At 53.0% G+C, this 18,991-nt stretch carries 15 protein-coding genes and 1 pseudogene; 11 read left to right on the top strand and 5 right to left on the bottom strand.

Going from position 1 to position 18,991, the window contains the following annotated elements; all coding sequences use genetic code 11:
- The first annotated feature begins 31 nt into the window (after window positions 1-31).
- A complete protein-coding gene (gene recQ, locus FD23_RS04140; protein WP_052933624.1) occupies window positions 32-1,801 on the top strand; it encodes a DNA helicase RecQ in 1,770 nt (589 codons plus the stop codon).
- 56 nt (window positions 1,802-1,857) lie between these two features.
- Here recQ and FD23_RS04135 read toward each other — a convergent pair whose 3' ends face one another.
- A complete protein-coding gene (locus tag FD23_RS04135; RefSeq protein WP_025895661.1) occupies window positions 1,858-2,796 on the bottom strand; it encodes a nucleoside hydrolase in 939 nt (312 codons plus the stop codon).
- 272 nt (window positions 2,797-3,068) lie between these two features.
- On the opposite strand from FD23_RS04135, the pseudogene uvrC reads away from it, so the two are divergent.
- The 8 genes and pseudogenes from uvrC to FD23_RS04100 all read left to right on the top strand — a co-directional run bounded on the left by uvrC (window position 3,069) and on the right by FD23_RS04100 (window position 13,966).
- Window positions 3,069-4,873 (top strand): annotated as a pseudogene (gene uvrC, locus FD23_RS04130) (excinuclease ABC subunit UvrC).
- Between the two features lie 68 nt (window positions 4,874-4,941).
- Window positions 4,942-6,264 carry a GTPase ObgE gene (obgE, locus tag FD23_RS04125; RefSeq protein ID WP_003617592.1) on the top strand — a complete coding sequence of 441 codons (1,323 nt, stop codon included), beginning with the start codon at window positions 4,942-4,944 and terminating at the stop codon, window positions 6,262-6,264.
- A gap of 52 nt (window positions 6,265-6,316) precedes the next feature.
- A complete protein-coding gene (locus tag FD23_RS04120; protein WP_052933625.1) occupies window positions 6,317-8,260 on the top strand; it encodes an acyltransferase family protein in 1,944 nt (647 codons plus the stop codon).
- A 36-nt stretch (window positions 8,261-8,296) separates the two neighbouring features.
- Complete coding sequence (rnz, locus tag FD23_RS04115) at window positions 8,297-9,226, top strand: ribonuclease Z (protein WP_025895660.1); 930 nt, start codon at window positions 8,297-8,299, stop codon at window positions 9,224-9,226.
- A 10-nt stretch (window positions 9,227-9,236) separates the two neighbouring features.
- Window positions 9,237-10,031: an SDR family NAD(P)-dependent oxidoreductase gene (locus tag FD23_RS04110; RefSeq protein ID WP_003613994.1), complete on the top strand. Its 795-nt coding sequence runs from the start codon at window positions 9,237-9,239 to the stop codon at window positions 10,029-10,031.
- A 114-nt stretch (window positions 10,032-10,145) separates the two neighbouring features.
- Window positions 10,146-10,337 carry a 50S ribosomal protein L32 gene (rpmF, locus tag FD23_RS09245; protein WP_003614010.1) on the top strand — a complete coding sequence of 64 codons (192 nt, stop codon included), beginning with the start codon at window positions 10,146-10,148 and terminating at the stop codon, window positions 10,335-10,337.
- A gap of 67 nt (window positions 10,338-10,404) precedes the next feature.
- A complete protein-coding gene (locus FD23_RS04105) occupies window positions 10,405-11,970 on the top strand; it encodes a bifunctional metallophosphatase/5'-nucleotidase (RefSeq protein ID WP_035185470.1) in 1,566 nt (521 codons plus the stop codon).
- A gap of 85 nt (window positions 11,971-12,055) precedes the next feature.
- A complete protein-coding gene (locus tag FD23_RS04100; protein WP_025895659.1) occupies window positions 12,056-13,966 on the top strand; it encodes an SNF2-related protein in 1,911 nt (636 codons plus the stop codon).
- Here the strand turns inward: FD23_RS04100 and FD23_RS10335 are convergent.
- Window positions 13,963-14,265 (bottom strand): DUF2238 domain-containing protein, encoded by a 303-nt coding sequence (locus FD23_RS10335; RefSeq protein ID WP_230844807.1) that lies wholly within the window; start codon window positions 14,263-14,265, stop codon window positions 13,963-13,965. The two genes, FD23_RS04100 and FD23_RS10335, sit on opposite strands and share 4 nt — an antisense overlap.
- Window positions 14,266-14,588: 323 nt before the next feature.
- Here FD23_RS10335 and FD23_RS04090 point away from each other — a divergent pair, with 323 nt between their 5' ends.
- Together FD23_RS04090 and FD23_RS04085 are read left to right on the top strand one after the other, a co-directional pair.
- Window positions 14,589-15,152, top strand: a complete 564-nt coding sequence (locus tag FD23_RS04090; RefSeq protein WP_052933626.1) for a TIGR01440 family protein — start codon at window positions 14,589-14,591, stop codon at window positions 15,150-15,152.
- A 101-nt stretch (window positions 15,153-15,253) separates the two neighbouring features.
- Entirely contained in the window at window positions 15,254-15,628 is a 375-nt protein-coding gene (locus FD23_RS04085) for a UTRA domain-containing protein (RefSeq protein ID WP_230844808.1), read from the top strand.
- Between the two features lie 75 nt (window positions 15,629-15,703).
- Here FD23_RS04085 and proC read toward each other — a convergent pair whose 3' ends face one another.
- The 3 genes from proC to proB are packed head-to-tail and all read right to left on the bottom strand — an operon-like array spanning window position 15,704 to window position 18,839.
- Window positions 15,704-16,477 carry a pyrroline-5-carboxylate reductase gene (proC, locus tag FD23_RS04080; protein WP_052933627.1) on the bottom strand — a complete coding sequence of 258 codons (774 nt, stop codon included), beginning with the start codon at window positions 16,475-16,477 and terminating at the stop codon, window positions 15,704-15,706.
- 14 nt (window positions 16,478-16,491) lie between these two features.
- Entirely contained in the window at window positions 16,492-17,739 is a 1,248-nt protein-coding gene (locus FD23_RS04075; RefSeq protein WP_025895656.1) for a glutamate-5-semialdehyde dehydrogenase, read from the bottom strand.
- Window positions 17,740-17,762: 23 nt separating this feature from the next.
- Complete coding sequence (gene proB, locus FD23_RS04070; protein ID WP_002877611.1) at window positions 17,763-18,839, bottom strand: glutamate 5-kinase; 1,077 nt, start codon at window positions 18,837-18,839, stop codon at window positions 17,763-17,765.
- Between the last annotated feature and the right edge of the window lie 152 nt (window positions 18,840-18,991).

Raw genomic sequence — 18,991 nt, 5'->3', positions numbered from 1 at the left:
ACTGTAAAGCGAATTAAAGGGGGTAGAGAGCTTGCTTGATCCACAGCAGGTCTTAAAGAAGTATTTTGGCTATGACAGTTTCCGGCCGGGCCAAAGTGAAATTATTGAAAAAGTTTTCCAGGAAAAAAATGTCCTGGCAGTCATGCCGACCGGGGGCGGGAAGTCGCTTTGCTACCAGATCCCGGCCTTGATGATTCCCGGTACGACTGTGGTGATCTCACCCTTGATCTCCTTGATGAAGGATCAGGTTGACAGCCTGCGCGAGTACGGGATACCGGCCGCGGCACTTAACAGCTCCACAGCCCAGGAAGACGTCAATCCCATCTTAAGAGCCTGCTATGAAGGGAAAATCAAGCTGCTCTACGTGACGCCGGAACGGATGGAGATGGACTATTTCCGCTACCAGCTCAACTTTTTGGAGGTCAACCTGGTCGCCATCGATGAAGCCCACTGCATTTCCCAGTGGGGGCATGACTTCCGGCCGGCCTACCGGAAGCTAAAGGACGGGATCAATGCCCTCCATACCCATCCCAATGTTCTGGCCCTCACAGCTACGGCCACTAAGGCGGTCAGAGAGGACATCGGCCAGCAGCTGGACATTTCCGAGGAGAATTTCGTCATCACCAGTTTTGAAAGAAAAAATCTCCACTTCAAGCTGGTCAACGCGCCGAAAAACAGCCGGGCCTATATCGTCAACTACTTGAAGCAGCACCGGGGTGAGGCGGGCATTATTTATTCCAACACCCGGAAAAAGGTGGAGGGGCTGACCGAATTTTTGCGCCGGAAGGGCTTTAACGTTGCCGCCTACCACGCGGGGATGTCCAATGAGGAACGGGCCCAGGTCCAAGACGACTTCCAGTATGACAGGATTCCCTTGATCGTGGCTACGAATGCTTTTGGCATGGGGATCGACAAGAGCAATGTCCGCTTTGTCCTGCATGCAAACAGCGCCAAAAACCTGGAGGCCTATTACCAGGAAGCCGGCCGGGCGGGCCGTGACGGTCTGGAGAGTGAGGCCGTGATGCTTTTTCACCCCAGTGATCTTCGCCAGTTCCGCTGGTTTATCGACAATTCTGAAGCTGATGAGTCCTACCGGCAGGTCCAGTACCAAAAGCTGCAGACGATCAGCGACTATGCCAATACAGACGAGTGCCTGCAGCAATTTATCGTCCGCTACTTTGGCCAGGACTGCCCGCCCTGCGGCAAGTGCAGCAACTGCTTAAACAGCGGCGACTTCCAGGACGTGACGGCCGAAGCCCAGGCTATTATCGGCATGGTCTATGACTTAGACGGCCGCTATGGCAAAAAAATCGTTGCCCAGGCCGTGACTGGGTCCAAAGTCAAGAAGATCAGTGAGATCAGGGCTGATGAGTGTGTCCACTACGGCCTGCTCAAGGGGAAAAAGCAGGCTGATGTAAGCAGCCTGGTCGACTACTTGGTTTCAAAGGGCTACCTGCAGCTGGTGGGGGACCGCTATCCCTTGGTCCATGTAACCAACCGGGGCTGGGACGTTTTGGACGGCAAGGCCAGAGTCAAAAGGCGCCAGGAAGTCAAAAGCGAGCAGCTTGCTGAAACAGGCGGTGACCAGGTCCTCTTTGAAGAGCTCAGAAAGGCCCGCCGGATCCTGGCCCAAAAGCGGGGAGTGCCGCCATTTGTCATCTTTTCCGACTTGTCTTTGCGGGATATGGCAGCCAGGAAACCGCAAACGCCGGAAGAGCTGCTCCAGTGCAGCGGGGTCGGGGATGCCAAACTGGCCAACTATGGAAAGGCCATGCTAGCCGTAATAAAAAAATATGGATAAAAAACCTTCAGAAGGAAATCTTCTGAAGGTTTTAATCGTTATTACTGCTTTATTTTTTAGAAAAGCTTGGCCTTTTCGCACAGGTCGTCAAAGCGTTCCCAGAACTTGTCGTAGTTAGCGGAAGTAACCAGGGTAATTGGCCGGCCATTTTCAGTTTCAAAGAAGCGGGCAGCCCGGTCGCCGTCAGTGTAGACGTCAGACTTGGTGTCACGGGTCGTGGCGATTTCCGGGTAAAGGGCGCTCATGGTGGTCAAAACGTCCCAGAGGTAGTAAGTTGAGTCGACTTCAAAGGAGTTGACCAGGGCGTAGACATAGCCCAGGAATTCAAAGGCCGGGTACTTGCGGTTGGATGCAAAGTGCTGGCGCATTTCATCGGTCAAAGGCAGTTCTTCGGTTGATTCCAGGCCGACCTGCTGGATCTTGATCTTGGAGTCCCAGACCGTCTTGCAGGCTTCCGGGTCCCACCAGGCATTCCATTCCTGGGTCCCGTCAGCGCATGGGGCATAAACGTTACCGTGGGCGTTCAAAGACCCGCCCATCCAGTAAAGTTCCTCGATCTTGTCTTGGATGCTTGGGTCAATTTCCAGGGCCCGGGCCAAGTCAGTAAGCGGACCGGTAAAGACCAGGGTAACCGGGCCGTCAGCAGCATGGATCTTGTCTATCATGTCCAGGTGGGCCGGCTTTGCGGCAACTGGCGTTTTAACCATGCCTTTTTCATTCAAGATCGGGAAGTGGTCCACGGAAAAAGCTGACACTCTCCAGGCTTCCGGGAACTGGTGGACTGCCCGGGAGTCGGACTTGGCCACTTCCAGCTTGTCGCCGCGCTGGTTGAAGCGGTCGATCAGCTTCCGGGAAGCGGAAACGCCTGGTTCAACGTAGCCGTCGGCGTCGGTTACCCCGACCCCGATCAGCTTGATGCCTGGTGCCAAAAGCATGAGCAAAAGTGAAGTAAAGTCATCCATGTTGCTGTCATGGTTCAAGTAGAAGTTCTTCATGAAATCTTGCCTTCCTAAATCCTATAGTCTTAACAATATTATTATACGTGATGCAGGGACAAAAGACAGCCATTTTCCGAGGAAAAAGTTTATTTTGGACTAAAAGTAGAACAAGACTAGCTATAAAAGGATTATTGTTAAGAGGACCTTATTTTGTCCCGGTTTGGTCATGGAAAATCATTAAAATATTTTTGCGATTATAGGCGGATCGGTGTTAGAATAATACTTTTCGTGATAAAATCGTACGGTAAATGAATCGCGGGGAGGCAGACATGGCGAGTCAATTGATTGAAAACAAATTGAAATTGCTGCCGGAAAAGGCCGGCTGTTATCTGATGAAGGACGTCAAAGGTAAGGTCATCTATGTTGGCAAGTCCAAAAACTTGAAAAACCGGGTCCGGTCCTACTTCAAGAGCAGCCAGGAGGGCCGCCGGGCCGAGCTGGTCAAGAATATTGCCGATTATGACATCATTGTGGTGGATTCTGACAAGGAAGCCTTTTTGCTGGAAGTCACCCTAATCAAAAAGTACCAGCCTTATTACAATGTGGCTCTGAAGTCGGGGACGGGCTATCCCTATATCGAAATCACGAATGAGAAAAATCCCCAGACCCGCTTGACCTCGATCGTCTACAAGGACAAGGGCTACTATTTTGGCCCTTACCCCAACGTCTACGCGGCCAGTGCGACTTTAAAATTCATCCAGAAGGTCTTCCCTTTACGCCGCTGCAGCGGCTACACCGGCCGGCCCTGCCTTTACACTACCATATGGGCCAGTGCCTGGGCAGCTGCTTTAAGGAAGTGCCGCAAAGCGAATATGACGAGCAGATCAAGAAGATCAAGCGCTTTTTGAACGGGGACATCCAGGAAGTCAAGAAAGACTTGACCAATAAGATGCTGCAAGCTTCAGCTGACCTGGAATTTGAAAGAGCCGGGGAACTCCGGGACCAGCTCAAGTATATTGAAGAAACGGTTGAAAAGCAGAAGATCATCTCTAATGACCATACCCAAAGAGACATCTTCAACTATTACGTGGACCGGTCCTGGATTTCCATCCAGGTCTTCTTTTTGCGGCAGGCCAAGCTCTTGCGGCGGGAGTCGCACATGTTCCCTTTGACTGATGAAACTGACCCAGAAGACGAATTCATGTCCTTTATTGCCCAGTTCTACGCCCAAAAGAATCGGGTCAAGCCAAGGGAAGTCCTGGTGCCAAAAGGCATCGACCAGGATGAACTGGCCGCGGCTATCGGTATTAAGGTCCGGACCCCGCAAAGGGGGCAGAAGGCTTCTTTGATGGAGATGGCCCGGGAAAATGCCCAGCTGAAGCTGGATGACAAATTCCGCCTGCTGGAGCTCGGCCAGCGCAAGACTAAAGGGGCCCAGGAAGAAATTTTCAAGGCCCTGGGTCTGCCTTACGGGTCATACATTGAAAGTTTTGACCACTCCCATATTCAGGGGGCAGACCCAGTTTCGGCCCTGGTTGTCTTTAAAGACGGAGAACCCTTTAAGACCGGCTACCGGAAGTTCAAGCTGAAGGGGGAAGTTGAGCACCAAAACAGCGCCGATGAAGTCGGCAACACCCGGGAAGTCGTCCGTCGCCGCTACAGCCGGCTGTTAAAAGAGCATGAAAGAATGCCGGACCTGATCTTGATGGACGGGGGACAGATCCAGGTGGAAGCCTGCGAGGACGTCTTAAGAAATGAGCTGAATCTGGATATTCCGGTAGCGGGGATGGTTAAAGATGACAAGCACCGGACCAACCACCTCTTGTACGGTGACCCGTTTAAGGGCCAGCCTTTCAAGCTGATTCCAATGGATCCGAAGTCAGAAGGCTTTTACTTAATGACCCGGATTCAAGATGAGGTCCACCGCTTTGCCATCACCTTCCACCGGCAGACCCATGCAAAAAACTCCCTGGTCAGCCGGCTGGACTCGATCAAAGGTATCGGGCCGAAGAGCCGGACCAAGCTTTTGCGGGAATTTGGCTCTTTAAAGAAGATCAAGGAAGCTTCTATTGATGATCTGCGCAAGGCGGGACTGACTTTAACCCAGGCGCAGGCAGTCAAAATTTCCCTTTAGCTATTGGGCAAAATAGCTTATGATTAAATGGTAACAATTAACGAAAGAAAGAAAAGGTAAAAACAAGAATGCCAACTCCTTCAACATTTGTTGATCAAACTAAAATTGAAGTCCAAGCCGGAAAGGGCGGGGACGGCATGGTGGCCTTCCGCCATGAAAAATTCATGCCTAACGGGGGACCAGCTGGCGGTGACGGCGGCCGGGGCGGGTCCATTATCTTCGTGGCCGATAACGGCCTCAGAACCTTGATGGATTTCCGCTACCGGCGCAAGTTCAAGGCTGAGCCGGGCGAAAACGGCCGCATAAAGGCCCAATATGGCAAGGCAGCCAAAGACCTGTACCTGAAGGTGCCGGTCGGCACGACCGTTTATGACTTTTTCACCGGTGAAGAAATCGGTGACTTGGTTGAAAATGGCCAGGAACTGGTCGTCGCTAAAGGCGGCCGGGGCGGCCGGGGCAACATCCACTTTGCCACCAGCGTCAACACGGCGCCGGAAATCGCTGAAAACGGGGAACCGGGTGAATTCCGGACCCTGCGTTTGGAATTAAAGGTCCTGGCTGACGTCGGTTTGGTCGGCTTCCCGTCTGTCGGCAAGTCAACCCTTTTGTCAGTCGTCACCAGTGCCAAGCCAAAGATCGCGGCTTATCAGTTTACGACTTTGAAGCCAAATCTAGGCATGGTCCTTTTGCCAGACGGCCGGGACTTCTCCATGGCCGACCTGCCGGGCCTGATCAAGGGGGCCAGCCAGGGGGTAGGGCTGGGGATCCAGTTCCTGCGCCACGTGGAGAGAACCAAGGTTATCCTGCATATGGTGTCCATGGACCCGGACAACGGCCGGGATGCATACGAGGACTATGAGACCATTTTGCATGAACTGGCCTCATACACGGAAGATGACCTTTCCAGCAAGCGGGAAATCATCGTGGCCAGCCAGATGGATATTCCAGGCGCCGATGAGAAACTGGCCCAGTTTAAGAAGGACCTGGCCGCGCATGGGGTTGACCAGGAAGTTTACGAACTCTCCAGCGTTACCCACCAGGGCGTTGACCGCTTGATGAGTCGGGCGGCTGACCTGGTCAGCGAGGTTGAAGCCCAAGAGGCTGAAGCTGCCGTTAAGCCCAAGGAAGAGGTCAAGACTAAGACCTACAAGTACCACCGGCCTGAAAAGATGGAATTCACGGTTGAAAAGCTGGCTGACCACGAATTTGAAATTCACGGTGAGCAGCTTGAACGCCTGGTAGCCATGACCAACCTGGACCACCAGGACGGGATCATGCGCCTGGCCCGCCGCTTGAAGAAGATGGGTGTCGATGATGAACTGCGGGCGCAAGGCGCTGTCGATGGAGACGACGTTTACATTGGCGACTTCAGCTTTGAATTCGTGCAATAAGGGATAGATTGCAAAAATAGAATAGAGAAACGAAAGTTAGAAAATTGAAAAAATGAAGAAACGATACATTACTGGCTATGCTGGCTTGCGGGCCCTGGCCGTAATCGGGGTAATTTTGTATCACCTGGATCCGGACCACTTTGGCGGAGGTTACCTGGGCGTGCCGGTTTTTCTGGTTTTGACTGGTTATCTGATAACCGACCAGATTATGGCTGCCTACCGCAATCAGGGCTATTTTGACATCAAGTCCTTTTACCAGCGCCGCTTCAGGCGTCTTTATCCCCCGCTGATCGCCATGCTCTGGCTGACCAGCGCATATATCGTGCTCTTTCAGCGCAACCTTTTAAACAAGCTTTACCAGATTGTCGCCAGCAACTTGCTGGGGGTATATAACTGGTGGCAGATATTCAACGGGCAGAGTTACTTTGAGCGTTTTGCCAATAATGAATCGCCTTTTACCCACTTGTGGACGATGGCGATTGACTGGCAGTTCTACCTGCTCTGGCCGCTGGTGATGGCCCTCTTGGTCAAATTTGCCAAAAAGCGGCGGAATATCTTCTGGGTTCTGGTGGGTCTGTCGGTCTTGTCCGCTCTGGAAATGGCCCTGCTTTTCCGGCCGGGCCAGTATACAAGCCGGATTTACTACGGGACTGACACCCGCTTCTTCTCTTTGGGCCTGGGCAGCGCCATGGCAGTTCTCTGGCCTTTTGAAGAGCTGGACAACCGCTTTACCCAAAAAGACGGGGTGATTCTCAACTGGACGGGGCTGGCGACCCTGTTTGGGATGCTTTTGCTCATGTTCTCGCCTTTGATGAACGCTCGGACCGCTTTCCCATATTATGGTGGGATGTTCATCTTCAGCTTCTTCGTGACGGTTTTCGCGGCGGTAATCGCAGCTCCGGTCGGAATCTGGAACCGGCTGATGACCAACCCGGTCTTTAACTGGCTGGGGTCAAGAAGTTATGAAATCTACCTCTACCAGTTCCCGGTCATGATCTTTTTCGAAAGCCGGGTCAGCGACCTGGCCGACCATGTGACTCTTTACCGGGTGATCGAGATTGTCTTGATCCTCTTGATCAGTGAAATTACTTACCGTCTTTTTGAAAAAAGACGCTACACCAGCGAAGGCATCCGCTACAACTTGACCAAGCTTTTTCAGTGGCCAGTCAAGTTGTCCAAAAACTGGCTGAAGACGGCGGCCTTCTTCCTGGTCTTTTTGATCGGCAGCAGCGGGATCATCTTCTCCCCGCTGGCCAAAGCTGACAACAAGGATGGGGCTTTGATCAAGACGATCAATGACAACTCCAAGCAGCAGGCTGAGATGAACAAGAAGGCCCTGGAATTGATCAAGAGCTCGCGAAAAGCGGCTAAGAAGTCATCCAGCAAGAAGAGCAAGCAGACTTCCAAGGCCAAGACCAAGTCAAAAACGACTAAGTCTAAGAGCGGCGGAAAAAAGGTCAACCAGGAATTTGAGAAGTACGGGATCAGCCAGGCTGACTTGCAAGCCGCGCAAAAGCTGCAGGTGACGGCCATTGGCGACTCGGTCATGGCTTCTTCAAGTGACATCTTGCACCAGCTTTTGCCGCACGCCGTGATCGACGCCACGGTTTCCCGGCAGGCCGACGTGGCCCCCCAGCTGCTGCAGTCTTATGCCCAAAAAGGTGAGCTGCAGGACAATGTCTTGATTGGCCTGGGGACCAACGGGCCTTTTACTGATGACGAAGTCAAGCAAATCATGCAGATTGTCGGGCCGAAGCGCCAGCTCTTTTGGATCAACGTCGTCGTGCCAACCAGGTCCTGGCAAAACCAGGTCAACCAGCAGCTGCAGACCTTGACCAAGAAGTACAAGAACTTGACCGTCATTGACTGGTACGGCTACGCCCACAGCCAGTCCAGCTGGTTTTACGACGACAAGACCCACCCGAATAATGTGGGGCAAAACTACTACAGCACCTATATCGTCAAAGAAATGGTCCGCGCCAGCGGATCGAATTAGCCTTTTTATATTTGTTTGGAAAAGAATGGGAGTTAAATGGAACTGGAATTTCTTGGCACCTGCTCGGGCCAGCCGTCAAAGCTGCGGAACGTCTCGAGCCTGGCTTTAAAACTATTGGATGAGCTGAACGAGATTTGGCTCTTTGACTGCGGGGAAGCAACCCAGCACCAGATTCTGCGCACCAATATCCGCCTGCGCAAAATCACGAAGATTTTTATCTCGCACAATCACGGCGACCACATTTTCGGTCTGCCGGGCCTCTTGTCAACCAGGTCCTTTCAAGGCGACGTCGGCCCCTTGACCATTTACGGGGCAGCAGGGATTGAACAGTTCGTCAAGACCTCTCTCAGGATTTCAAAAGCGAAGATTTCTTATCCAATCAAATTCGTCACCCTGGAAGAAGGCGGCAAGATCGTCAGTGAGCGGGGCTTTGAGGTTTATACTGAAAAGCTGGACCACCGGATCGACAGCTGGGGCTTCCGGGTGGTTGAAGCTGATAAGGCCGGTGAGCTTTTGATGGACAAGTTGGCGGAATTTAAAGTGCCAAACGGCCCGCTCCTTGGTAAACTAAAGAGGGGTGAGCAGGTTGAACTGGCTGACGGCACGGTGTTGAACGGCAAAGATTTCTTAGGCCCGGTCAAGAAGGGGCGGGTAGTGACCGTGATTTACGACACCCGGTCAACGCCATCAATCCGCCGCCTGGCTGACCATGCTGATGTCTTGGTCCATGAAGCGACCTTTGACGCCAGCGAAGGTAAGCTGGCCAGGGACTATTACCACTCAACGTGTACACAAGCCGCTGAGACGGCTAGCGCCTGCCATGTCGGGCATTTATACCTGACTCATGTTTCGGCCCGCTACGTGGGCCCTCTGGCCAGCCAGATGGTCAAACAGGCGCGGGAGATCTTCCCGGCCACGACTTTGGCCAAGGACCTGGACAAGTTCGTAGTTCCAATGAAAGGTTAACGTGATAAAGATGAGTGATTCATTACGCAATAAAGTTGTAGTTATTACCGGGGCCAGCAGCGGGATCGGCCGGTCAATTGCCCTGGAAAGCGCCAGCCGGGGCGCCACGGTTGTTTTGCTGGCCCGCCGCCTGGACAAGCTGGAGGAAATCGCTGCTGAAGCCCGGGAATTGTCTGCTTCAGCAGCTTTCGCCGTCAAGGCTGACCTGGGCCTGGCCAGCGACATCGAAGCGGCTTTTGCCGAAGTTAAGGAAAAGGTCAAGCACATCGACTACCTGGTCAACGCGGCTGGTTTCGGCAAGTTTGAGGAATTCATGGAAGCTGACATGCAAGATGCCACGGAAATGTTCCAAGTTGACGTCCTGGGCTTGATGTACATGACCCGGCTTTTTGGCCGCCTGATGCTGGAGCAGGGCAGCGGGCAGATCATCAACTTTGGCTCCATGGCCGGTAAGGTGCCGACGACCAAGTCAGCGGCTTACAGCGCCGCCAAGGCAGCCGTAATCCAGTTCTCCAACGTTCTGCGCCTTGAACTCAAGCCTTTTGGCGTCAAGGTCATGACCGTCAACCCGGGTCCGGTTTACACCAACTTCTTCAACATTGCCGATGCAAGCGGCCAGTACGTCAAGAATGTCCAGGCCTTCATGCTTGACCCGGACGACGTTGCCTGGGAAGTAGTCCACTACTTCGGTTCAAACAAGCGTGAGCTCAACCTCCCGGTCAGCCTGGCGGCTTTGGCCAAATTGTACAACTTGTTCCCGGGGATCGGGGACAAATTGTCGCTTGAATTTGCCTCCCGCAAATAAATAAAGTAAGGTTTTTCTTGATTTATTTGCCAGGCAATAGTATTATTTAGTTACTTGAGTATTTAGGTCACCGACTTGATACTGTGATATTACAATAAAGGAGATCAGTTACAAATGGCAGTTCCTGCAAGACATACTTCTAAGCAAAAGAAACGGTCACGTCGCGCTCACTTGAAGCTCAGCGTGCCAGCAATGCACTACGACGCAACTACTGGTGAATACCGTTTGAGCCACCGTGTTTCCCCTAAGGGTTACTACAAGGGTCGTCAAGTAGTCAGCGAAAACAGCGCTAGCGATAACGACTAATTTTAAAGGCACCTGTTTTTCTGGTGTCTTTTTTTATGCCAAAAATTAGGATTGAGGAATTCGAAGAATGAAACTGGTTTTTTTACATTCAAGCGACACCCACGGCTACTTGTTGCCAACTGACTACCAGAGCACGGGCGGCTACGACGCTCCTTACGGCCTCAGCAGGGTAGCCAGCGCTATCAAGGCGGAGAAGGCCAAGTGGGGGGCAGACCACGTCATCGTGACTGATGCCGGCGACTGCCTGCAGGGGTCTCCTTTGGCTGCTTACACCCATGGCAGCAAGAATCTGGACAACCTGGCCCGCTTTACTGCTGCTTACAACGCGGTAGGCTACGACGTCCGCTGCCTGGGCAACCATGACTTTAACTTTGGCCAGGAATACATGGCCTACTATGTGGACAACAACAAGGCTCCATTCGTTAACTGCAATATTTTGGATACCGAAACCCAGGTGCCGACTCTGGGCCGGGACTACGTAATCCTGGAAAGAAGCGGGGTCAAGGTTGGCGTTTTGGGGATTACCACCCAGTACATCCCTCACTGGGAAGCAGCTGACCGGATCAAGGGCCTGGCCTTTAAGTCTGCTTACGAACAGATCGCTCATTTTGCCAAGATCATCAAGCCACAAGTCGATGTCCTGGCTGTCCTTTACCACGGCGGCTTTGAAAGTGACATCGCCAGCGGGGAAGCAACTGAACCGCATAACGGGGAAAACGAAGGCTACCGGATTCTGACTGAGATCCCGGAAGTCGACGTCATGCTGACGGGCCACCAGCACCGGAGACTGAACATGATCAGCCCGTCCGGCAAGCCTTGCGTGCAGCCGGGCTACCGGGGCGAGGCGATTGCGGAAGTCGTTTTGGACCTGGAAAAGACGGAAGCAGGCTACAAGGTCAAAGAAGCGACCAGCGAATTGATCGACACAAAGGACTTTGCATCAGACCCGGAAGTTGAAGAAATCGTTAAGCCGCTTGATCTAGCCACCCAGAAATGGCTTGACCAGCCAATTGCCCATCTGGACCAGCCAGCCCCGATTGAAGATGCCAACAAGGGCCGGATTGAAGGGGCACCTTTCATCAACCTGCTCCAGCAGATGCAGCTCTACTTCACCCACGCTGACCTTTCAGCCACGGCTGTGATGAATGACGTGGCCAAGGGTTTTGGCAAGACGGTAACCATGCGGGACATTCTTTTGAACTACCCATATGCCAACCAATTGGTCAGCGTCAAATTGACTGGTAAGCAGCTCCGTCACATTGTAGAGCACACGGCCAGCTTTTTGGAAAAAGACGAAAACGGCAAGATCCACTTTATCGACCGCTACCTCAAGCCAAAGCCGGAGCTTTACCACTTTGACGTCTTTTACCCACTGGAATACGAGGCTGACCTCTCCAAGCCGGTCGGCCAGCGTTTGACCAAGCTGAAGTTCAAGGGCCAGGATATTCAAGATGACCAGGTCTACCACCTGGCCGTCAACAACTACCGGGCCAACGGGGGCGGTTTCTACCCGGAATACAGCTTGGACAAGATCGAATTCTCCTTGGACAAGGACTATGTCCAGATGTTCAGCGAATACCTGACTCAAGGAGAGGTCAAGGTCGACACGAAGAAGTACTACCGCTTCTATTAGTGACGAATAACGAAGAAAAAGGCCGTTAGGCCTTTTTTTCATGCCTTTGTGGCATAATAAAAGCAGCGATTTAAGGAGGTGGAGTATGCCAGGAGAAAATGTGCGCGTGCAAGGGAAAGTGGTTAAGAGCCATTTGACTTCCTTCGTTTCAGCCGAAGAATTGCGGCAGGTGCAGGCAGCGGAAAAATTAGCCGGCCTGCCTGTCCACCAAAAGCCCTATGCTTTCGTGACCTTGAAAGACTGGGAGCTGGTTGCCGGCCATTTAGAAAAGAATTTGCCGGGAACAATTGTTTCTTTTGAGGCGGCCGAAGGGGTCCTGCCCTGGCTGGCCAAAGAAGAAAGCGGCAATCTCAAGCAGATTTTTGGCCAGGAAGTCCCGGCCGGGAAAGTGGTGACTTTGGCTCTCAGCCAAGCCGGGAGAAATGGCAATTGGCAATTGCAGCTGGATGGGGTGATCATGGCTGCCCAAAAGCCAAATGAAGCAAATAAAGCAGAAGAAGTAAAGGGAGTTAAAGGAGCTAAAGGAGCTAAAAAAGCAAAAGGAGCAAAAGAAAAGACTGAGTCTTTTGCCGGGAAAATGGTTGATGCCCAGGTTAAATTGGGCGGGCAGACTTTGCCCCTGCATGACTATCAGCTCTACAGCATGAACTTTATTATGGACCACCCTTACTGCGGGATTTTCCTGGATATCGGCTTGGGCAAGACCTTGACGACCCTGGCTGCCCTGGCTAAATTGCGGGAAGAGGGGATGAAGGGGCATATTTTGGTGATCGCCCCAAAGACCGTGGCTAAGTCGACCTGGCAAGATGAGATTGATAAGTGGAACTTGCCGTTTAAGACCCAGTCCTTTTTGACCGATGAAAAAGGCCGCCAGCTGACTCCAGCTGGCCGGCAAGAGCTCTATGAAGCTGCCGCGGCCAAGGCCGCCAAGGGTGACTGGCAGCTGTATTTTGCCAGCCGGGACCTGGTCAGCAAGCTGGTTGACCTGGGTCCCTGGCTTTTTAAAAACGTGGTAATCGATGAGTCCCAGTCCTTCAAGTCACCGGCTTCCCAGCGCTTCAAGGCCTTAAAGAGCGTGCGGGGGAGGATCCAGCGCCTGATTGAACTGACCGGGACCCCGGCGCCTAATTCCCTCCAGGACCTGTGGTCACAAATCTACCTCTTGGACCAGGGAGAGCGGCTGGGCAGGAGCATCACGGCCTACCGGCAGCAGTACTTTGAGCCGACCTTGCTGGTCAACAACCACCCGGTCAAGTGGCGGCTTTTGCCAGGAAGTGAGGAAAAAATCTACCGGGCCATCGACGATATTGTCATCTCCATGAAAAATACCCGGCTGAAATTGCCGGAACTGACAGAGAGCCTGGACTGGGTGGAAATGCCTCCAAGGGCCAAAAAGAGCTACCAGCAGCTGAAGAAAGACCAGGTCCTGGACCTGCCTGGCCAGGAGATTAGCGCCGAAAACGCGGCTGTCTTAGCCGGCCGCCTGCGGCAACTAGCCAGCGGTGCCATCTATGAAGAAGACGGGGAGCATTACCAGGAGATTTTTGATGAAAAAATAGAATGCTGCTTCTACTTAACCAGCAATACGGCTACGCCCAGCCTGGTCGCTTATTATTTCAAGTCAGACGCCTCCCGCCTTTTAGCCTTTTACCGGAAAAACGGGGTCAAGGCTGAGCTTTTTGACGGCTCGCCTGGCATGATCCGCCGCTGGAACAAGGGCAAGATCCCTGTCATGCTGGTCCAGCCGGCCAGCGCAGGGGCGGGCCTTAACCTGCAAGAAGGGGGCCACACCCTGATCTGGTTTACCCTGCCCTGGAGCCTGGAGCAGTACCAGCAGATGAATGGCCGCCTTTATCGGCAGGGACAGAAAAAGCCGGTCATCATTCACCATCTTTTGACGAAGGGAACGATTGACCGGCATGTATTAGACAGTTTGAAAAAGAAAGACCTCTCCCAGCAGGCCTTGCTAGCGGCGGTCAGGCGGACGCTTGCCTAGTCGTCCGGGCTGTATTTCTTGAAAAAGAAGGTCTTGAGCCAGGAGCAGTCGTTTTTCAGCTGCCAGTAGCTCCAGCAGCTGAAGAGGAGGCTGCTGGCCAGGTCGGCGATCAAGTCACCCATGGTGTCCAGTAAGGCCGCCCGGCCGGCAAGAGCCCGGCCCGCTGACAGGTAGCGCTGCAGGTTCATGGCGAAAAGACCGTCACAGGTAAACTCATAGCATTCCCAGAGGACCCCGCAGAAGACGGCAAAGGCCACCCCGTACAGGCACAAAAATCCGGCAGGTAAAAGCGAAGCCACTTGCTCAAAAGAGCCGGCAAAAGGACCAAGAGCAGGCCAGGCCCGGTCTCAAGGACCAGGAGCAGGCTACCGGACTTGCCTTGCGCTAATTGCCAGGCAGCAGTGAGCAGGGAAATAGCCATTGAAAGAACGACAAAGACAAAAGAAAATTTGAGTGCCAGACTTTGTTTGTGCATGGTAATGAACACCTAACTAATTATGAACAGAAATTTTTATTATTTTTTCTACATTTTAACAGATTTGCTTATGCTCGCAGCAGAATCTGCTGACTGAGTTATAATAAAGGCAGCAAGCAAAGCAAGAAACAAGATTGGAGGAAAAAGATGGATTTAGCAGAAATTCAAAAGCAGGCCAAGCAGGCCGTCAGTGAAATTGTCGAGGCATCCGGGATCAAGGCCGGCCAGTTTTTCGTGGTTGGCTGCTCTTCAAGCGAGGTCTTAGGTGAGGCGATCGGCACCAATACCAGCACTGATGTTGCTGAAGCCCTTTACCAGGGGATCAATGAAGTTTTGGCGGAAAAGCGGATATTCCTGGCCGCCCAGTGCTGCGAGCACTTGAACCGGGCCCTGGTGGTCAGCCGGGAAGCGATGGAAAAGTATGACTTAGAGCAGGTCAACGCTATTCCCCAGCCAAACCATGCCGGCGGGGCTTTCGCGACCGTAGCCTACCAGAAAATACCAAATGCGGTACTTGTAGAAGACATTGCTGCCCGGGGGGAAGCCGGGATTGACATTGGCGGTACCTTGATTGGGATGCACCTGCATCCGGTGGTCGTTCCCCTGAGAATTTCCCTGGACAAGATCGGGGAGGCCAGAATCATCTGTGCCCGCCGCCGGCCAAAGTATGTCGGCGGCCAGCGGGCCATCTACGATCAGGCTTTGATGTAAGAAAATATTTAATTTTTTCTAAAAATAATAGACGCCATACTATTAATACATAGGCTTAGGAGTTTTCGGTTAGCAAGATTACGGTCAAGAGCGCTTTGGACTTGCTGGAGCAGGAAGGCTTTGTCTATAAGGAGTCAGGCCTGGGAACCAAGGTCTTGTCCAACTTGACCCTTTTGGGCCAGCATAACTATATGCCGGTCAGCCAGGTGCCGGCCCTGTCCAAAAGGATCTTGGAAGGGTCGATCTATTCTTACCTGCACAAGAAGCTGCATATCAAGTTTGGCGGGGTCTTCCGCCGGATCAAGGCTGATCTGCCAGATAAATATGACCGGCAGTACCTTGGGGCCAACGAAAGCACGCCGATTCTGGAAATCGTGCAGATCGTCTGGACCAATTCCGGGGTCAACCTTGAATATTCTCGGTCAAGAAACCTCTACAGCAACCGGTCTTATATCATGGTCGAAACCAGCAATTAAACTTACGAAAAAATACCCACTGAAGGAAAGCAAATCTTCAGTGGGTATTTCTTTGTTATCATATTTACTAGCTCTTTAGCCCAATTCCTGGTTCCGCTTAAGAGCCGCGTTAACTGCGCTGATGGCCGCGTAGCGGAAACCATTCTTCTCCAGTTCAACGACGCCGGCAATGGTTGAGCCGCCTGGTGAAGTTACGGCATCTCTGAGCTGGGCCGGGTGCTGGCCGGTCGCCAGGACCATCTGGGCTGAGCCCAAAACCGTCTGGGCGGCCATTTCAATGGCTTGGGAGCGGGAGAGACCGTTTTGCACGCCAGCGTCGCCCAGGGCTTCAATAAACTGGTAGACGAAGGCCGGACCGCAGCCAGCTATTGCCGTAGCGGCATCCATCAAGCCTTCCTGGATTTCCACGACCTTGCCGGAGTGAGCCATTAATTCCTTGAAGACATCTTTGGCCTGGCTGCTCTGGCTGGTGTAGCTGGTCATGCCCTGGCCGATGGCTACTGGGGTGTTGGGCATCATTCTGACCAGGTCGTGGCCGGGCAAAAGCTTGGCCAAAGTTTCCAGGCTGACCCCGGTCGCCATGGAGATCCAGATGCTGCCGTTATTGCTGTTTTCACCAATTTCCTTGATGGTGCTGGCCACCTGGTAAGGCTTGACGCCTAAAAAGACCACGTCGCTTTCAGCAGCAACTTGCGCGTTGTCTAAGAGCTGGCCGCCGATTTCCGCCTGCAGCTTGCCGGCTTTTTCCGGGTTGTGGCTGCTCAAAAGCAGGCTGACGTCATCACACTTGGCAACTGCTCTGGCGATCGCGCTTCCCATGTTGCCTAAACCGATAAATCCAACTTTCATAAAAAAACTCCTTGCTATTCTCTGACCTGGCCCTGGCCACGGACGATGTACTTGTAGCTGTTAAGTTCGTTTAAGCCCATTGGCCCCCGGGCGTGCATCTTCTGGGTGGAAATGCCCAGTTCGCAGCCCAGGCCGAATTCACCCCCGTCGGTAAAGCGGGTAGAAGCGTTGACGTAAACAGCGGCTGAGTCGACGGCTTGGGTAAAGCGGTCAGCGGCTGCTTGGTCTTCAGTCACGATGGCCTCGCTGTGGTGGGTTGAGTGTTTGGCGATGTGGTCAATCGCTTCTTCAATTCCGTCCACGACCTTGATAGCCATAATGTAGTCCAAAAATTCCGTGTCGAAGTCGTCCGGGCCAGCTGCTTTAGCTTCTGGCAAAAATTCCTTGGCTCTTTCGTCAGCCCGCATCTCAACCTTGCCGGCAAAAGCTGCAGCTAAACGGGGCAGGAAGTCAGCGGCAACTTCCTGGTCAACCAGGCAGACTTCAGCAGCGTTGCAGACTGATGGTCGGCTAATCTTGGCATTGGCCGTGATCTTGACTGCCTCGTCCAAATTAGCGGCCTTGTTGACATAGATATGGCAGATCCCGGTCCCGGTTTCAATTACCGGAACTTTGGCGTTGTCAACAACCGCTCTGATCAAGCCCTTGCCCCCGCGCGGGATCAAGAGGTCGATCTTGCCCTGGGCCGTCATCATTTCGGTGGAAGACTGCCGGCTGGTGTCTTGCACCAGTTCAATCACCTTTGAGGAGATCTTACTTTTGGCTAAGCCCGCCTTTAAGGCCTGCATGATGGCGTTAGCAGAATTAAAAGCATCCTTGCCGGACCGCAAAAGGGCGGCATTGCCGGACTTAAGAGCCAGGGCCGCCACGTCAGAAGTGACGTTTGGCCGGCTTTCATAAATCATTCCGATCAAGCCAAAAGGCACGGACCGCTTTTCAATCTTAAGGCCATTGTCAGCAGTGTGCTCGCCTAAAAGGCGGCCCACTGGATCTGGCAGGTCGATCAAGGCCCGGATGCCGCTGGCCATGCCGGCTAAGCGGTTTGGGGTGAGGCGGAGCCGGTCCAGCATGACGTCAGGAATCTGCCCCTTGGCCTTTTCCAGGTCAAGCTGGTTGGCAGCAATGATCTCTGCTTCATGATCCAGCAGGCTGTCAGCCATCAAGGCCAAGGCTTCGTTCTTATCGGCAGTATTCGCCAGGTTGACAGCCGCCTTATTTGCCAGCAGGCTGTCCATCAGTTGCTGAGTTGAGCTTTCAGTCATATTTTCTTTATTCCTTTCTCAAATCAAAGGGTGGTAACCCAGTCGTCACGGTGGATGAAGATGCCTTCAGGGTGCTTTTGCTCCAGAATTTCTTCAAGAACAGGCCGGGAGAATCGGGCCTTGCCCTTGCCGATCAGCTTCTTGCTCTTCAAGCTGTAGACTTCCACGATGTCATCTTTCTTAAAGTTGCCCTGGACCTGTTTGATCCCGGAAATAAGGAGGCTGGAGCCTTCCCTGGCCATGGCGTGGACGGCTCCGTGGTCGATGTAGACCCGGGCTTTGGCCGGGGCGTAGAAGGCCAGCCACTGTTTCTTCTGGTTGAAGGCATTTTCGTTGGCTGTAAAAAGGGTCCCCTGGTTCTTCTGGTGAACGGCGTCAACCAGGGCAGTGGAGTCTGCTGAACAGATGAAGACCGGGACGCCGGACTTGGTCGCCATGTCAGCGGCTTTGATCTTGGTGGCCATGCCGCCGGTTCCATTGCTGGACCCGGTCCCGCCGGCCATTGCAAAAATTTGCGGGGTAATCTCGTTGATGATCGGGATCGGCCGGGCGTCAGGGTTCTTTCTGGGGTTGTCGCTGTACAGGCCAGGCACATCCGTCAAAAGGACCAGGAGGTCAGCCTTTAAAAGGGAGGCTACCTGGGCTGACAGGGTGTCGTTGTCACCGACTTTCAGTTCATCGATGGCGATGGTGTCATTTTCGTTGATGATGGGGATGACCCGCCGGCTCAAAAGAACGTTCAAGGCTGTCTGGGCATTTTGGTAGCGGCGCTGGTCAGCGAAGTCGTCCTGGGTCAGGAGGATCTGGGCGGAAACCACGCCCTGGACCAAAAGGCTGCGGGTGTATTCCTCGATCAAGAGCCCTTGGCCGACAGCGGCCGCAGCCTGCTTGTCGGCCACCTTCCTGGGTCGTTTGTCAAAGCCGAGTCGGCGGAAACCAGCCGCGATGGATCCTGAAGTTACCAGGACCAGCTTGTAGCCGGCCTGGTGCAGCTGGGCCAGCTGCCGAGTAATTTTTTTGATCTTCTCCGGATCCAGGTCGCCGGCCGGGCTGGTCAGCGAGGAGGTTCCTACTTTAAAAACGATCAGGTTATCTTTCATTAGTCAACTTCCTTAATAAAATTAGACTAGGTAAATCATAGCATCTTTTGCCCGTGGATAGAAAAAATTACAACAAAACATACTAATCTGGTGTTGGATGATTACTCGACGGAGTAGTCGTTCAACACTTTTTCTTTTACTATATAAAGTGG

This window comes from Lactobacillus delbrueckii subsp. delbrueckii DSM 20074 = JCM 1012, assembly GCF_001433875.1.
Lineage (GTDB): Bacteria > Bacillota > Bacilli > Lactobacillales > Lactobacillaceae > Lactobacillus > Lactobacillus delbrueckii.
This window is presented reverse-complemented; position numbering and strand designations above follow the sequence as displayed.

Bases quoted from the DNA above. Each gene is read 5' to 3' on its own strand.
- rpmF (WP_003614010.1), top strand. From the start codon at position 10,146: ATGGCAGTTCCTGCAAGACATACTTCTAAGCAAAAGAAACGGTCACGT.
- FD23_RS04090 (WP_052933626.1), top strand. From the start codon at position 14,589: ATGGATTTAGCAGAAATTCAAAAGCAGGCCAAGCAGGCCGTCAGTGAA.
- FD23_RS04120 (WP_052933625.1), top strand. From the start codon at position 6,317: ATGAAGAAACGATACATTACTGGCTATGCTGGCTTGCGGGCCCTGGCC.
- FD23_RS04135 (WP_025895661.1), bottom strand. From the start codon at position 2,796: ATGAAGAACTTCTACTTGAACCATGACAGCAACATGGATGACTTTACT.
- proB (WP_002877611.1), bottom strand. From the start codon at position 18,839: ATGAAAGATAACCTGATCGTTTTTAAAGTAGGAACCTCCTCGCTGACC.
- obgE (WP_003617592.1), top strand. From the start codon at position 4,942: ATGCCAACTCCTTCAACATTTGTTGATCAAACTAAAATTGAAGTCCAA.
- FD23_RS04100 (WP_025895659.1), top strand. From the start codon at position 12,056: ATGCCAGGAGAAAATGTGCGCGTGCAAGGGAAAGTGGTTAAGAGCCAT.
- FD23_RS04110 (WP_003613994.1), top strand. From the start codon at position 9,237: ATGAGTGATTCATTACGCAATAAAGTTGTAGTTATTACCGGGGCCAGC.
- FD23_RS04105 (WP_035185470.1), top strand. From the start codon at position 10,405: ATGAAACTGGTTTTTTTACATTCAAGCGACACCCACGGCTACTTGTTG.
- FD23_RS04075 (WP_025895656.1), bottom strand. From the start codon at position 17,739: ATGACTGAAAGCTCAACTCAGCAACTGATGGACAGCCTGCTGGCAAAT.
- rnz (WP_025895660.1), top strand. From the start codon at position 8,297: ATGGAACTGGAATTTCTTGGCACCTGCTCGGGCCAGCCGTCAAAGCTG.
- proC (WP_052933627.1), bottom strand. From the start codon at position 16,477: ATGAAAGTTGGATTTATCGGTTTAGGCAACATGGGAAGCGCGATCGCC.